At 72.7% G+C, this 12,973-nt stretch carries 14 protein-coding genes and 1 pseudogene; 5 read left to right on the forward strand and 10 right to left on the reverse strand.

What is annotated here, in order from left to right:
* The 5 genes and pseudogenes from FRZ03_RS29900 to FRZ03_RS29920 all read right to left on the reverse strand — a co-directional run.
* Nucleotides 1-316, reverse strand: a pseudogene (locus tag FRZ03_RS29900) (4Fe-4S dicluster domain-containing protein); the annotation flags it as partial.
* 141 nt (nucleotides 317-457) lie between these two features.
* Nucleotides 458-916: a hypothetical protein gene (locus FRZ03_RS29905; protein ID WP_186785696.1), complete on the reverse strand. Its 459-nt coding sequence runs from the start codon at nucleotides 914-916 to the stop codon at nucleotides 458-460.
* Between the two features lie 489 nt (nucleotides 917-1,405).
* Nucleotides 1,406-1,684, reverse strand: a complete 279-nt coding sequence (locus FRZ03_RS29910; RefSeq protein ID WP_146468222.1) for a hypothetical protein — start codon at nucleotides 1,682-1,684, stop codon at nucleotides 1,406-1,408.
* A 136-nt stretch (nucleotides 1,685-1,820) separates the two neighbouring features.
* Complete coding sequence (locus FRZ03_RS29915) at nucleotides 1,821-2,258, reverse strand: ATP-binding protein (protein ID WP_146468223.1); 438 nt, start codon at nucleotides 2,256-2,258, stop codon at nucleotides 1,821-1,823.
* A gap of 252 nt (nucleotides 2,259-2,510) precedes the next feature.
* Nucleotides 2,511-2,684 carry a CsbD family protein gene (locus tag FRZ03_RS29920; protein ID WP_070024756.1) on the reverse strand — a complete coding sequence of 58 codons (174 nt, stop codon included), beginning with the start codon at nucleotides 2,682-2,684 and terminating at the stop codon, nucleotides 2,511-2,513.
* Between the two features lie 126 nt (nucleotides 2,685-2,810).
* On the opposite strand from FRZ03_RS29920, the gene FRZ03_RS29925 reads away from it, so the two are divergent.
* Nucleotides 2,811-3,275 carry a MarR family winged helix-turn-helix transcriptional regulator gene (locus FRZ03_RS29925; protein WP_146468224.1) on the forward strand — a complete coding sequence of 155 codons (465 nt, stop codon included), beginning with the start codon at nucleotides 2,811-2,813 and terminating at the stop codon, nucleotides 3,273-3,275.
* Nucleotides 3,276-3,409: 134 nt separating this feature from the next.
* Nucleotides 3,410-5,065, forward strand: a complete 1,656-nt coding sequence (locus FRZ03_RS29930) for an MFS transporter (protein WP_398661345.1) — start codon at nucleotides 3,410-3,412, stop codon at nucleotides 5,063-5,065.
* Between the two features lie 6 nt (nucleotides 5,066-5,071).
* Here the strand turns inward: FRZ03_RS29930 and FRZ03_RS29935 are convergent, their stop codons facing one another.
* The 3 genes from FRZ03_RS29935 to mgrA form a co-directional block, all read right to left on the reverse strand.
* Nucleotides 5,072-5,695 (reverse strand): DedA family protein, encoded by a 624-nt coding sequence (locus tag FRZ03_RS29935; protein WP_146468226.1) that lies wholly within the window; start codon nucleotides 5,693-5,695, stop codon nucleotides 5,072-5,074.
* 72 nt (nucleotides 5,696-5,767) lie between these two features.
* Entirely contained in the window at nucleotides 5,768-5,941 is a 174-nt protein-coding gene (locus FRZ03_RS39485) for a hypothetical protein (RefSeq protein WP_186785697.1), read from the reverse strand.
* A gap of 116 nt (nucleotides 5,942-6,057) precedes the next feature.
* Nucleotides 6,058-7,101, reverse strand: a complete 1,044-nt coding sequence (mgrA, locus tag FRZ03_RS29940; protein WP_146468227.1) for an L-glyceraldehyde 3-phosphate reductase — start codon at nucleotides 7,099-7,101, stop codon at nucleotides 6,058-6,060.
* A 188-nt stretch (nucleotides 7,102-7,289) separates the two neighbouring features.
* On the opposite strand from mgrA, the gene FRZ03_RS29945 reads away from it, so the two are divergent.
* From FRZ03_RS29945 to pgm, 3 genes are all read left to right on the forward strand, one after another.
* Nucleotides 7,290-8,816 (forward strand): MFS transporter, encoded by a 1,527-nt coding sequence (locus FRZ03_RS29945; protein ID WP_146468232.1) that lies wholly within the window; start codon nucleotides 7,290-7,292, stop codon nucleotides 8,814-8,816.
* A gap of 142 nt (nucleotides 8,817-8,958) precedes the next feature.
* Nucleotides 8,959-9,801 carry a chitosanase gene (locus tag FRZ03_RS29950; RefSeq protein WP_146468228.1) on the forward strand — a complete coding sequence of 281 codons (843 nt, stop codon included), beginning with the start codon at nucleotides 8,959-8,961 and terminating at the stop codon, nucleotides 9,799-9,801.
* Nucleotides 9,802-9,958: 157 nt separating this feature from the next.
* Nucleotides 9,959-11,599, forward strand: coding sequence for a phosphoglucomutase (alpha-D-glucose-1,6-bisphosphate-dependent) (gene pgm / locus FRZ03_RS29955; protein WP_146468229.1), 1,641 nt, complete (start codon nucleotides 9,959-9,961; stop codon nucleotides 11,597-11,599).
* A 61-nt stretch (nucleotides 11,600-11,660) separates the two neighbouring features.
* Here pgm and FRZ03_RS29960 read toward each other — a convergent pair whose 3' ends face one another.
* Together FRZ03_RS29960 and FRZ03_RS29965 are read right to left on the reverse strand one after the other, a co-directional pair.
* A complete protein-coding gene (locus tag FRZ03_RS29960) occupies nucleotides 11,661-12,581 on the reverse strand; it encodes an SGNH/GDSL hydrolase family protein (RefSeq protein WP_146468230.1) in 921 nt (306 codons plus the stop codon).
* A 146-nt stretch (nucleotides 12,582-12,727) separates the two neighbouring features.
* Nucleotides 12,728-12,973, reverse strand: a 246-nt coding sequence (locus tag FRZ03_RS29965; protein WP_146468233.1) for a DUF5133 domain-containing protein, incomplete at its 5' end; no start/stop codon positions are given.

The following is a 12,973-nucleotide window of genomic DNA, read 5'->3' on the forward strand; positions in this document are numbered from 1 at the left end:
CGTCGGTGTCCTCGTGGGCGACGCCGGGCTCCTGCCCGCCGAACGGCTTGCGCTGCTCGATGAAGGCCACGTGCCGCCAGGTGTCGGCGCCCAGGCCCTGCGTGTTGTCGTAGGACATGCCGGTCAGTTCGAGGCCGTCCTCCGGGACCGCGTTCCACTCCTTGCAGGCCACCTCGCAGGCCTTGCAGCCGATGCACACCGAGGTGTCGGTGAAGAACCCCATCCTCGGCGGGGCGTCCGGATAGCCGGCCGCCCCGGCCACGTCCGGCTGCGGGCCGTACCACTGGTTTCCATGGACGTCAGGACCGTCGCTCATGGCGTGCCTCCTCGCTCACGACTCGCTCACGACTCCTCGCCCCCCTCGGACACCTCGCCCGGCGCCGCCCGCACCGCGACCACCGGCGCCGCTCCCACGGCGCGGCCGGCCTCTCCACGCGGCGGCCGGAGTACCAGCGGCTCAGCGCGTTGCGCAGCCGGTGCTGGCGCCGGCCCCCGGTGCCCTCGGCACACGGCCGGGGCACCTCGCGCACCGGGGCGCGGTGGCCCTCCGCGCGCGGCAGCAGGGTGCGCGCCTCCGCGTACCGGCCGCCCGCCGTGCGCCGCACCTCGGGGGTCGTCCCGCCGTCCGGCAGCCGGCGCCGGTCGGACGCCTGGGGTCCGGGCGGGCCCGCTCGGCGGGGTGATGGGGCACGAACGGCACGACGAACAGCAGGGTCCGCAGCATCCGGCTCAGATAGTCCAGCAGGTGCTGTTCCGGCAGCCGGCCGGTGATCCCGCGCTCGAAGAACGGGGAGGCGTACGGCACCGCGAAGAGCGGCGCGGGCAGCAGCGCCCCCGGCAGCGGGGGGAAGAGGGGTTCGCCGATCATGTTCCGGGTGGTGTGGCCGGGCCGCGCCCACTGGGTGTGCTCGTGCACCACCACGTACGTCAGGTGCGCCCACTCCTTGCCCGACGCCGACGACCGGAAGCCGCTGGTCGATCGAGCGCACCGGACGCTCGCCCCGTCCCGGGGGCCGCTCCTCGGACGCCGCCACTCGTCGCTCGCCTTCCGCCGGTGCTGGGCCGTTCACACTCGGTGCCCCCCTTCGAGCGTGGCACGGGTGCCCGTACTCCGCGCGTCCGAAACGACGGGGCACAGCCGCGCGGCCCCGCCGTCACGGGCACCGTTCGCGCGGGTCGGCGCGGGCTGCCCGGTGGCCCGGACAGGTGGGCACAGAGCGAGGAGAACACCGTGGGGGAACACGGCCGAGGCCGCTGCTGGAGTTCGTGGTGGGCGGGGAGATCCCGCCGGGCCGGGCGGCGGCCGACGGCAGCCGCGAGCGGTCCGGGAAGAAGGCGCTGCCGCGGCCGTGTCCCGGAGGCCGTCTCATACGGTGTCGAGTGCGCTCGAGACGAGCAGGGCGAGTCAGTGCAAGCGTTGGTAGTACCGACGGCCTGAGCGGTCGCTGATCCGCGGGATCACTCGGTCCAGGTCTTCGACGCAGGCCCGCAGGACGCGTCTGCGCTCCGGATCGAGGACGCCGCCGTTGGTCAGCCAGGTGGAGGCGCAACCCGCGGTGTCCGCGTCGAGCATCACCATGTCGATGTCGTCGAACTCGACGCCTCGCAGGTCGGCGGGGAAGCCGGCATCCCGGTGTTTCCGCAGGAGACGGGCCGCGCTGTGCAACTGCTCGGTTCTGATCACCGGGCCATACTCCTGCGGTCGGCGGCCGCGGTGGGTGTCCGGTCGCTGTGACGTCTCGACGCCCGTGCGGGCGATGCGGTGCCGGACGCCGCGCTGTGACAGGCGCTGCCGCAGGTGGCGGAGACGAGACGGCGTCTCAGTACCCGCCCTCGGAGACGAGCGGCACGGTCGCGGTGACCCGCTTGCCCTCGGGCAGCATCGTCACCTCCAGGTCGCGCGAGAGCACCGTCACCAGGTGCAGACCGTGGCCGCCGACGCGCGTGGGGTCGGGCGGACGCGGACGCGGCGGCTCGCGGGAGGTGTCCGTGACCGAGATGCGCAGCGCGCGGGCGCCGGGCAGCAGCTCCAGGCCGAGGGCACACGGCCCGGGCGCGTGTTTGGCCGCGTTGGTGACCAGTTCGCTCACCACGAGCTGCGCGTCCTGGACCGAGCGCCGCACCGGGGCCGGGTGCGCCGAGCCCAGCAGGGCGGCCACCGCGGCCCGCGCGTCCGCGCCGCTGCACGTGCCGGTCGTCCAGTCGCGGCGGTAGTGCGCGTCCTGTGTCCTCGCCTGCGTCCTCAGCGGGATGTCCATACCTCGTCGCCCTTTTCCCTCCGGGTTCGGAGTCCCTTCGGCGCTTGTGAAGAAACGTGCCGTCTTTTCCCGGCTACCCGCTGGCCCGTCGATCAAGGGGACGTCAACCGGGATTCCTCCGGTTGCACACGAATCCCTGCCCAAGCGGGTCGCGGACACGCAGCGGGTCCCGGGAATCCACTCGGAGGATTCCCGGGACCCGCCGCGCATCGGTCGTACGGGTGGCGCCGTGGCCGACGCTCCGCCGGGGCCTCAGTGTTTGAAGGTGTCCTTGGCCTTCTCCTTGGCCTGCCGGGCGTCCCCGCGCGCGCCTTCCGCGCGGCCCTCGGCCTCCATCCGCTCGTTGCCGACGGCGCGGCCCACGGCCTCCTTGGCCTTGCCCTTGGCCTGCTCCGCCTTGCCCTTCGCCTTCTGGTCGCCAGCCATCGCGGTCTCACATCCCAACGTGTCGTGATGTCCGTTCGCTGTTCGGTTTGCCTCTGCGACGCGCCTCAAACCGATTACCCGCGCTGGGTTGAACAGCCCAGACTGATAAACCTACTGTTACTAATCATGGATGTGACAGACAGAGGCGGGGCGGCCGAGGTCCGGACCCAGGACACGCCCGCGCTCGCCGGGGCGCTCCGGCTGGCCATGGGCCGGATCGTGCGCCGGCTGCGGCAGGCGCACGCGGTGGGCGACATCTCCCTGTCCGGTGTGTCCGTGCTGGCCAGGCTGTCCGCCGGCGGACCCGACTCACCGGGCTCGCTCGCCGAGACGGAGCGGGTGCGGCCGCAGGCGATGGCCGCCACCCTCGCCGTGCTCGAACAGCGCGGCTGGGTGAGCCGTACGCCCGACACGGCCGACCGGCGCCGGGTCGTCATCGCCATCACCGAGGAGGGCCGGGCCGTGCTGGAACAGCGACGCTCCGAGTCCGTGGGCCGGCTCGCCCACGCCCTGGAGGAGTTCACCCCGCGGGAACGGCAGGCCCTGCACGACGTCCTGCCCCTGCTCGACCGACTGGCGGAGCGGCTGTGAACGGCAACGCGCCCGGCGCGGGCCCGCGCGCCCGCCTCCTCGCCCGTTCGGCCCGCAGACGGGCCACGCCCCCCGGCCCCGGCTACAAGTGGGTCGCCCTGTCCAACACCACGCTCGGCGTGCTGATCGCCACGATGGACGCCTCCATCGTGATCATCTCGCTGCCCGCGATCTTCCGCGGCATCGGCCTGGACCCGCTCGCCGCGGGCAACATCGGCTATCTGCTGTGGATGATCCTCGGCTATCTGCTGGTCTCGGCCGTCCTGGTGGTGGTGCTCGGCCGACTGGGCGACATGTTCGGCCGGGTGCGGATCTACAACCTGGGCTTCCTGGTCTTCGCCATCGCCTCCGTCGCCCTGTCGCTGGACCCCTTCCGGGCCGGCGCGGGCGCGCTGTGGCTGATCCTGTGGCGCATCGTGCAGGCGTTCGGCGGCTCCATGCTCACCGCCAACTCGGCCGCGATCCTCACCGACGCCTTCCCGGCCCGGCAGCGCGGCATGGCCCTCGGCATCAACCAGATCACGGCGCTCGCCGGACAGTTCCTCGGCCTGCTCGCGGGCGGACTGCTGGCCGCCGTCGACTGGCGGGCCGTGTTCTGGGTGAGCGTCCCGGTCAGCGTCACCGGCACCGTCTGGTCCTACCTGAGCCTGCGCGAGACCGCGGCCGGCGGCCGCGGCCGCGTCGACTGGCTCGGCAACCTCACCTTCGCCTCGGGCGCCGGCATCCTGCTCGCGGGCATCACCTACGGCATCCAGCCCTACGGCGGCCACCCCACCGGCTGGACCAATCCCTGGGTCCTCACCGGCCTGATCGGCGGGGTGGCCCTGCTGCTGGTGTTCTGCGTGGTGGAGACCAGGGTCGCCGAGCCGATGTTCCGGCTGTCGCTGTTCCGGGTGCGGGCGTTCGCGGCGGGCAACCTGGCCGCCCTGCTGACGGCGATCGCCCGCGGCGGGCTCCAGTTCATGCTGATCATCTGGTTGCAGGGCATCTGGCTGCCGCTGCACGGCTACGACTTCGAGGACACCCCGCTGTGGGCGGGCATCTTCATGCTGCCGCTCACCGTCGGCTTCCTGCTCGCCGGTCCCGTCTCCGGCTACCTCTCGGACCGGTTCGGCGCGCGGATCTTCTCCACCGCCGGGCTGATCGTGGTGGCCGGCTCCTTCTTCGGGCTGCTGGCCCTGCCGGTGGACTTCGCCTACGGGCCGTTCGCCGCGCTGCTGCTGCTCAACGGGCTGGGCCAGGGCATGTTCTCCTCGCCCAACACCTCCTCGATCATGGGCAGTGTGCCCGCGAAGTACCGGGGCGTGGCCTCCGGGATGCGCTCCACCTTCCAGAACTCCGGCACGGCCCTGTCCATCGGCGTGTTCTTCTCGCTGATGGTCTCCGGCCTCGCCGCCACCCTGCCGCAGACCCTCGGCAGCGGGCTCCAGGCGAACGGCGTTCCCGCCGCCACCGCCCACCAGGTGGCCTCGCTGCCCCCGGTCAGCACCTTGTTCGCGACCTTCCTCGGCAACAACCCGATCGGCCATCTGCTGGGGTCCGGCGGCACGCTGGACCAGCTGACGGCGGCCCAGCGCGCCACCCTGACGGGCCACCGGTTCTTCCCCGAACTGGTCTCCGGGCCCTTCCACCACGGCCTGACCGTCGTCTTCAGCGTGGCCGCCGGCATGGCCCTGGTCTCCGCCGTGGCCTCCGCGCTGCGCGGCGGCCACGAGCGCGCCGACGACCCGGCGGCGACCGGAGCCGGGCGGAAGGCGCCGGGAACGTCCCGGACGGCCCGCTCCTCCTGACCCGGCTCAGCGCTCGTGGCGCCGCCGCAGGACATGGCGGACCACGAGCGCGACGACCAGCACCGCGAAGGCCGCGAGGACGTAGATCTCGTAGCGCTTGATCTCGTCGTAGACCTCGGTGATGTGGCTGCCCGCCAGATAGGCGAGCGAGGTCCACAGGCCGACCCACAGGGCCGCGCCGAGGGCGTTGAAGAGGAGGAAGCGGCGCCAGTGCATGCCCGAGGTGCCCGCGATGATGCCGTTGACCTGGCGCAGCCCCTCGACGAACCGGGCCACGGTCACGATCTTGCCGCCGTGCCGGTGGAAGAACTCCTCGGCGGTGGCGAACCGCTTCGGGGTGAGGAAGACGTACCGGCCCCAGCGGTGCACGAAGGCCCGGCCGCCGAAGTGGCCGATCAGAAAGCCGATGTTGTCGCCGACGACGGCCGCGGTGAAGGCGACGAGCCCCACCTTGACGACGTCCAGTCGGCCCGCGCCCGCGTAGACGCCGGCCGCGAGCAGAATCGTCTCACCCGGTGCCGGGACGCCGAAGTCCTCCACGAGGACGACGGCGCCCACGGCCCAGTAGCCGTAGTGGCCGAGCAGCGGTGCCAGATGGGCCAGCGGTCCCGGAAGCGGAGGGGCGGCCATGTCTCCACGGTACGTCGCCGGCGCGCCGCTCGGTGTCCGGCCCGCTGCGCTGGGCCACCGCCGGGGGCCGGTTCAGTGGCGGGGGCCCTCCCCGGCGGCGGGGTCCGGCTGGCAGCCGGGGCACAACTCGTGGTCCCCGTCGGGGGTGACCACGGTCCCCCAGCCGAGGCAGCGCTCGCAGTCGCGAGCGAGATCCAGATCGGGGTGCGGCGGCGGGAACTGGCCGGGGCGCGGTCCGTGCACCATGCGGTGAGCGGCTCCTTGCGGTGAGGGGGGCGTAGGAATATCCGTGTTGCCAGAATAAATCCTATTTATCCCTAAATCCTGTGACCTACGTCACACCGCTTGGTTGTCAGGGCCGATCAGCCGAGATTGCCCAGTCGCGCGTCCCGCCACAGGTCCACGCCGCCGTCGGTGGCGTAGGCGTCGATCTCGGCCAGCTCCTCCTCGGTGAAGTCCAGGTTGTCCAGGGCGGCCACGTTCTGCTCCAACTGCTCGGTCCGGGAGGCGCCGACGACCAGGGACGTCACCCGCTGGTCGCGCAGCGCCCAGGCCAGGGCCAGCTGGGCCAGCGTCTGCCCGCGCCGGGCGGCGATGCCGTTCAGGGCGCGCAGTCGGCGCAGCATGTCCTCGGTCAGCCAGGAACGGTCGAACGACGCGCCCCGCGCGGCCCGCGAGTCCCGCGGCACGCCCTCCAGGTACCGGCCGGTCAGCAGACCCTGGGCGAGCGCCGTGAAGCCGATGACCCCGAAGCCCTCCTCCTGCGCCACGTCCAGCAGGCCCTCGGTCTCGATCCAGCGGTTGAGCATGCTGTACGACGGCTGGTGGATCAGCAGCGGGGTGCCGAGGTCGCGCAGGATCGCCGCGGCCTGCCGGGTGCGCTCGGCGTCGTAGGAGGAGATGCCGACGTAGAGGGCCTTGCCCTGGTGGACGGCCGTGTCCAGGGCGCCCATCGTCTCCTCCAGCGGCGTGCTCGCGTCCAGCCGGTGGGAGTAGAAGATGTCCACGTAGTCCACGCCCATCCGGCGCAGCGACTGGTCCAGCGAGGCCAGCAGGTACTTGCGCGAGCCCCCGCCCTGCCCGTAGGGGCCGGGCCACATGTCCCAGCCCGCCTTGGTGGAGATCACCAGCTCGTCCCGGTAGGGGGCGAGGTCCCGCCGCATCAGCCGGCCGAAGTTCTCCTCCGCCGAGCCGTACGGCGGGCCGTAGTTGTTGGCCAGGTCGTGATGGGTGATGCCGAGGTCGAAGGCGCGCAGGGCGATCTCGCGCTGCGTCTCGAAGGGGCGGTCGCCGCCGAAGTTGTGCCAGTAGCCCAGGGACAGGACCGGCAGGTCGAGCCCCGAGCGGCCGGTGCGCCGGTAGCGCATGGTGCCGTCGTAACGAGCGGGGTCCGCGACATGGGTCATCGGGTGTTCTCCGGGTGGTGCGTAGGGCCGTCCCCGCGGTGCCAGGGGACCTGTCCACCCTGCTCCGCGATGATCCCCAAGTCCAACCGCGCACCCGGATGGGATTGAGCGGTTCCGTTTCTGAATCGGGCACCGGGGCAGGCGGTGACCGGTACGGAGTACGGAAGGAGGCCCTCGTGAGCGAGGCGATGTCCCCGGGGGAGCGGCGGGACGCAAACGGAGGGACGGCACCGGGAGCGGTGGCCCGGCTGCCACGTCAGGTGCGTGCGGAGCTGACCCGCAGGCTGCACCGCAACCGGCGCGCCTTCCGCCCGGACGACGTGCAGGTCGTGGAGCGCCCGCTGCTGCGGCGCGCCGTCGGCGCCTCGGCGCTCGGCAACTGCATGGAGTGGTTCGACTTCGGCGTCTACAGCTACCTCGCCGCCACCATCGGCAAGGTCTTCTTCCCGGGCGCCTCCCCGGCCGCCCAGATCGTCTCCTCGTTCGCGACCTTCGCCGCCGCCTTCGTCGTACGGCCCCTCGGCGGGCTGTTCTTCGGGCCGCTCGGCGACCGGGTCGGCCGGCAGAAGGTGCTCGCCACCACCATGATCATGATGGCCGCGGGCACCTTCGCCATCGGCGTCATCCCGGGCTACGCCACCATCGGCATCGCCGCCCCGCTGCTGCTCCTGATCGCCCGGATGGTCCAGGGCTTCTCCACCGGAGGCGAGTACGGCGGCGCCACCACCTTCGTCGCCGAGTACGCGCCCGACCGCAGGCGCGGCTTCCTGTCCAGCTGGCTCGACTTCGGCACGTTCGTCGGCTACGCCCTCGGCTCCGCCCTCGTCACCGTGCTCGGGCTGCTGTTGACCGACGCCCAGATGCTCTCCTGGGGCTGGCGCGTGCCCTTCCTGATCGCCGGGCCGCTCGGTGTGATCGGCCTGTACATGCGGCTCAAGCTGGAGGAGTCCCCGGCCTTCCAGCAGCAGCTGGACGCGCACGAGAAGGCGCTGGCGCAGGAGTCGACGGGCAGTGAGCTGAAGGACATCGTCCGCAACCACTGGCGGCCGCTGCTCATCTGCATGGGCCTGGTGCTGCTGTACAACGTCACCAACTACATGGTCACCGGGTACCTGCCCACCTACCAGACCGAGACGCTGCACCGCTCGGCCGGCTTCGCGGACCTCCTGGTGCTCGTCGGCATGCTGTGGATCGTCGTCCTGATCACCTTCCTCGGCCGGCTCAGCGACCGGGTCGGACGGCGGCCGGTGTACGGCGTCGCCGCGGCCGCGATGATCGTCCTGGCCGTGCCCTCCTTCCTGCTGCTCAAGGCACACGGCACCTGGCCTCCGGTGTTCGGGGTGCTGATCCTGTCCACCCTGCTGGCCTGCTTCGCCGCGCCGAGCGCCGCCACCCTGCCGGCGCTGTTCCCGACGGCGGTGCGCTACGCGGCCATGGGCATCGGCTTCAACATCGCCGTCGCGGCCTTCGGCGGCACCACCCCGCTGGTCACCGCCGCCCTGGTCGACGCCACCGGGGACAAGCTGATGCCCGCCTACTACCTGATGCTGGCCGGAGCCATCGGACTGCTCACCGTCGGGTTCCTGCCCGAGAGCGCCCAGGTGCCGCTCAAGGGTTCGCGGCCGATGGTCGGCTCGCGCGCCGAGCGGCGCGAACTGATCACCGTCTCCCGGGAGTTGTACGAGCACGCGGGGGAGCGCGCACCGCGCGGCTGAGCCGTGCGGGAACCCCGGGCTGTTCGATCCTACGAACTTCACGCGGGCCGGGTTACCGGTCTGGACCCCCTCTGATAGGAAACTTTCCTACCAGTGCTCGCGCTGGCCCGGACCACCACCCCCCACTCCCCTTGGAGCTCCCGTGGTGCACGAAGACCGCGAAACAGCAGCCCTCGCCCGACTGTCCCGCCGCTCCCTCGTCGCCGCGCTCGGCGCCGTGGCCGCCGGCGCCGTCATCGGGGCCCAGCGCGCCGGCGCGGCCCCGGTGGCCGCCGCGACCGGTCTCGACGATCCGGCGAAGAAGGAGATCGCGATGAAGCTGGTGTCGAGCGCGGAGAACTCCTCGCTCGACTGGAAGGCCCAGTACAAGTACATCGAGGACATCGGCGACGGCCGCGGCTACACGGCGGGCATCATCGGCTTCTGCTCCGGCACCGGCGACATGCTGGAGGTCGTCCAGCTCTACGCCGACCGCGAGCCCGGCAACGTCCTCGCCCGGTACCTGCCCGCCCTGCGCAAGGTCAACGGCAGCGACTCGCACTCCGGCCTCGACCCGGACTTCCCCAAGGACTGGCGCAAGGCCGCCCAGGACACGGTGTTCCAGCAGTGCCAGAACGACGAGCGCGACCGCGTCTACTTCGACCCCGCGGTGTCCCGGGGCAAGAGCGACGGACTGCGCGCCCTCGGCCAGTTCTGCTACTACGACGCCATCGTGATGCACGGGGACGGCGACGACCCCACCGGCTTCGGCAGCATCCGCAAGCGCGCCCTGCGCAGCGCGAGGACACCGGCGCAGGGCGGCGACGAGACGGCGTACCTCGACGCCTTCCTCGACGCCCGGGTGTGGGCCATGAAGCAGGAGGAGGCGCACAGCGACACCAGCCGCGTCGACACCGAACAGCGGGTCTTCCTGCGCAAGGGCAACCTCGACCTGAGGACCCCGCTCGACTGGAAGGTCTACGGCGACAGCTACCACATCGGCTGAGCCCGACCCGCGCCTCCCGCCGTGCCGCGCGCTCCGGCCGCGCGGCACGGCGGCCCGAAAGTCGTCGGCCACGCGGCGGCCACACTCGCATACGAACGCCCTGACGAGGAAAGATGGCGGGAGCGAGCGACCGACACCGACGTGGAGGAACGGACTCATGGCGCACGAGCGAGCCGGCCGGCCTGCCGGCCCCGAGGACCTGGTCGACGTGGCGCGGCTGGTCACGGCGTACTACGCGCTGCACCCGGACCCGGCCGACCCGGCCCAGCGAGTGGCGTTCGGCACCTCGGGCCACCGGGGTTCGTCCCTGGCGAGCGCCTTCAACGAGGACCACATCGCCGCGACCAGCCAGGCCATCTGCGAGTACCGCGCGAGCCAGGGCATCGACGGCCCGCTCTTCCTGGGCGCCGACACCCACGCCCTGTCCGAGCCCGCCAGAGTCACCGCGCTGGAGGTGTTCGCCGCCAACGGGGTGAGCGTGCTGATCGACAGCGCGGACGGCTACACGCCCACCCCCGCCGTCTCGCACGCCATCCTCACCCACAACCGGGGCCGCACCACGCACCTGGCCGACGGCGTGGTCGTCACCCCCTCGCACAACCCGCCCGCCGACGGCGGCTTCAAGTACAACCCGCCCAGCGGCGGACCGGCCGCCTCGGACGCCACCTCCTGGATCCAGGAGCGCGCCAACGAGATCATCACCGGCGGCCTGAAGGACGTACGACGGCTGCCCTACGCCCGCGCGCTCGCCGCCGACACCACCGGGCGCCACGACTTCCTCGGCACCTACGTCGACGACCTGCCCTCCGTGCTGGACCTCGACGCCGTCCGCGCGGCCGGGGTGCGCATCGGCGCCGACCCGCTCGGCGGCGCCTCCGTCGCCTACTGGGGCCGGATCGCCGAACAGCACGGCCTCGACCTCACGGTGGTCAACCCGCACACCGACCCCACCTGGCGCTTCATGACGCTGGACTGGGACGGCCGGATCCGGATGGACTGCTCCTCGCCCTACGCCATGGCCTCGCTGATCGAGCAGCGCGCGAGCTACCGCATCGCCACCGGCAACGACGCCGACGCCGACCGGCACGGCATCGTCACCCCCGACGCCGGCCTGATGAACCCCAACCACTACCTCGCCGTCGCCATCGACTACCTCTACCGGCACCGCGCGCAGTGGCCGGCCGGCACGGGCATCGGCAAGACCCTGGTCTCCTCGACGATGATCGACCGGGTCGCCGCCGACCTCGGGCGCCGGCTGGTCGAGGTCCCCGTCGGCTTCAAGTGGTTCGTGGACGGGCTGATCGGCGGCGACCTCGGCTTCGGCGGCGAGGAGTCGGCCGGCGCGTCCTTCCTGCGCCGGGACGGCTCGGTGTGGACGACCGACAAGGACGGCATCATCCTCGCCCTGCTCGCCTCGGAGATCACCGCCGTCACCGACCGGACCCCCTCCGAGCACTACGCCGCCCTCACCGAGCGCTTCGGCGAACCCGCCTACGCCCGCATCGACGCGCCCGCGACCCGCGAACAGAAGGCACTGCTGGGCAAGTTGTCACCGGCCCAGGTCACCGCGGACACCCTCGCGGGCGAGCCGGTCACGGCCGTGCTCACCGAGGCGCCCGGCAACGGGGCCGCCATCGGCGGCATCAAGGTCACCACCGAGAACGCCTGGTTCGCGGCCCGCCCCTCGGGCACCGAGGACGTGTACAAGGTCTACGCCGAGTCCTTCCTCGGACCGGACCACCTGGCCCGGGTGCAGGAGGAGGCGCAGGCGGTGGTGCGGGGCGCACTCGGCGGCTGACCGACGGCCCGGCCGGTGGCGGGGCGGCCCGCGACCCGCGGTCGCCGGCCGCCCGGAGCGCTCAGCGGTGCCCGTGGTCCCCCGCCAGCCGGTCCAGGACCGCGCCCGCCATGGCCTGCTCGCCGAGGGCGTTGGGATGGGCCGGGGCCGCGGGCGCGGCCGGCCGGAGCGGCTCGATCCAGCGGTCCGCGGGCGCCTTGCACATGTCGTGGCCGACCGTGGGTCCGTAGGTGTCCACGTACTCCGCCCGGTTGCGGGCCGCCTCCGTGCGCAGCATCAGGTTCAGCCGCTTCTCGGTGTCCCGGAGGTAGGCGAAGTCACCCTGCGCGAAGGGCACTTGCGGGAAGCAGCCCACGCCGTCGTCGGGCAGCAGATCGGGGTAGCCGACGACCAGCACCCGGGCGTGCGGCGCCCGGGCGTGCACGGCGCGCAGCACCTGGGCGATCTTCGGTGCCGTCCGCCGGACGGCGAGGGCCAGCTCGTCCTGCCCGGACGCCTCGTAGGCGCGCTCGCAGGGGTTGCCCGTCGGGTCCTGGACGCCGAGGCCGGCGCAGGTGTCGATGATCGGGCCGAACCCGATGTCGTTGCCGCCGATCTGGACCGTCACCAGGTCCGTGTCCCGTGACAGCGCGTCGAGTTGGGGCGGGTTACCGCCCTGGGCCTGCCACATCTGCGCGGTCGTCGCCCCGGAGCAGCTGGCGTCGGCGAACGTGCCCGCCCCTTCCCGGCCGGCCACCAGCGAGGGGTAGTTCCGGTCGGAGCGGGCGCAGCCGGCGTCCACCTGCGTGGGGATGGCGGGGCCCGAGGTGTAGCTGTCGCCCAGGGCGACGTAGTCGAGCCGGTGCCCGTGATGCTGCGCGGGGTGCGCGGCGGCCGGGACGGCGGAGGCGGCGACGAGGGCGCACCCGCCCACCGCCGCCGCCACGGTCACGGCCCGCCGCCGGGATCTCGCCCCGCCCGCCGGACGGCTGTCGTTGCTCATGGTTCCCCCTGGGACCGGTACACGGCGCGGACGGCGCCGTACAGCGGCCTTCGCGCGATCGACCGGTTCTGTATACCGTCCGGCGGGTCCCGCCGACCAGAAGCCGGAGGCGGTGATTTCGGGGGAGTGGCGGGGCGCCCCCGAGGTCAGGCGGCGGACCCCGTCCCCGCGGGCGCCGGTTCCTGGAGCAGCGAGTCGTCCTCCGGACGCGCCCCGGACAGCCGGTGGCGGGCCGCGATCAGCGCCATGTCGACATCCCGCGTCCCGGTGGCCACGCACAGGGTGTAGGAGATGTCCGCGAGCCGCTGCTGCGCCCCCGGGGTGCTCTCCTCCGCGCCGAGCAGGGTGAGGGCCTCGTACTGGGCGATGAGGTCCTTCAGTACGGCGGGGTG

Origin of the sequence: Streptomyces misionensis (assembly GCF_007896895.1) — a bacterium.
GTDB lineage: Bacteria > Actinomycetota > Actinomycetes > Streptomycetales > Streptomycetaceae > Streptomyces > Streptomyces misionensis_A.

Excerpts from the sequence above, each read along its gene's own strand:
- FRZ03_RS29915 (WP_146468223.1), bottom strand. The coding sequence starts at position 2,258 with ATGGACATCCCGCTGAGGACGCAGGCGAGGACACAGGACGCGCACTAC.
- FRZ03_RS29920 (WP_070024756.1), bottom strand. The coding sequence starts at position 2,684 with ATGGCTGGCGACCAGAAGGCGAAGGGCAAGGCGGAGCAGGCCAAGGGC.
- FRZ03_RS29925 (WP_146468224.1), top strand. The coding sequence starts at position 2,811 with ATGGATGTGACAGACAGAGGCGGGGCGGCCGAGGTCCGGACCCAGGAC.
- FRZ03_RS29930 (WP_398661345.1), top strand. The coding sequence starts at position 3,410 with ATGGACGCCTCCATCGTGATCATCTCGCTGCCCGCGATCTTCCGCGGC.
- FRZ03_RS29935 (WP_146468226.1), bottom strand. The coding sequence starts at position 5,695 with ATGGCCGCCCCTCCGCTTCCGGGACCGCTGGCCCATCTGGCACCGCTG.
- FRZ03_RS39485 (WP_186785697.1), bottom strand. The coding sequence starts at position 5,941 with ATGGTGCACGGACCGCGCCCCGGCCAGTTCCCGCCGCCGCACCCCGAT.
- mgrA (WP_146468227.1), bottom strand. The coding sequence starts at position 7,101 with ATGACCCATGTCGCGGACCCCGCTCGTTACGACGGCACCATGCGCTAC.
- FRZ03_RS29945 (WP_146468232.1), top strand. The coding sequence starts at position 7,290 with ATGTCCCCGGGGGAGCGGCGGGACGCAAACGGAGGGACGGCACCGGGA.
- pgm (WP_146468229.1), top strand. The coding sequence starts at position 9,959 with ATGGCGCACGAGCGAGCCGGCCGGCCTGCCGGCCCCGAGGACCTGGTC.
- FRZ03_RS29960 (WP_146468230.1), bottom strand. The coding sequence starts at position 12,581 with ATGAGCAACGACAGCCGTCCGGCGGGCGGGGCGAGATCCCGGCGGCGG.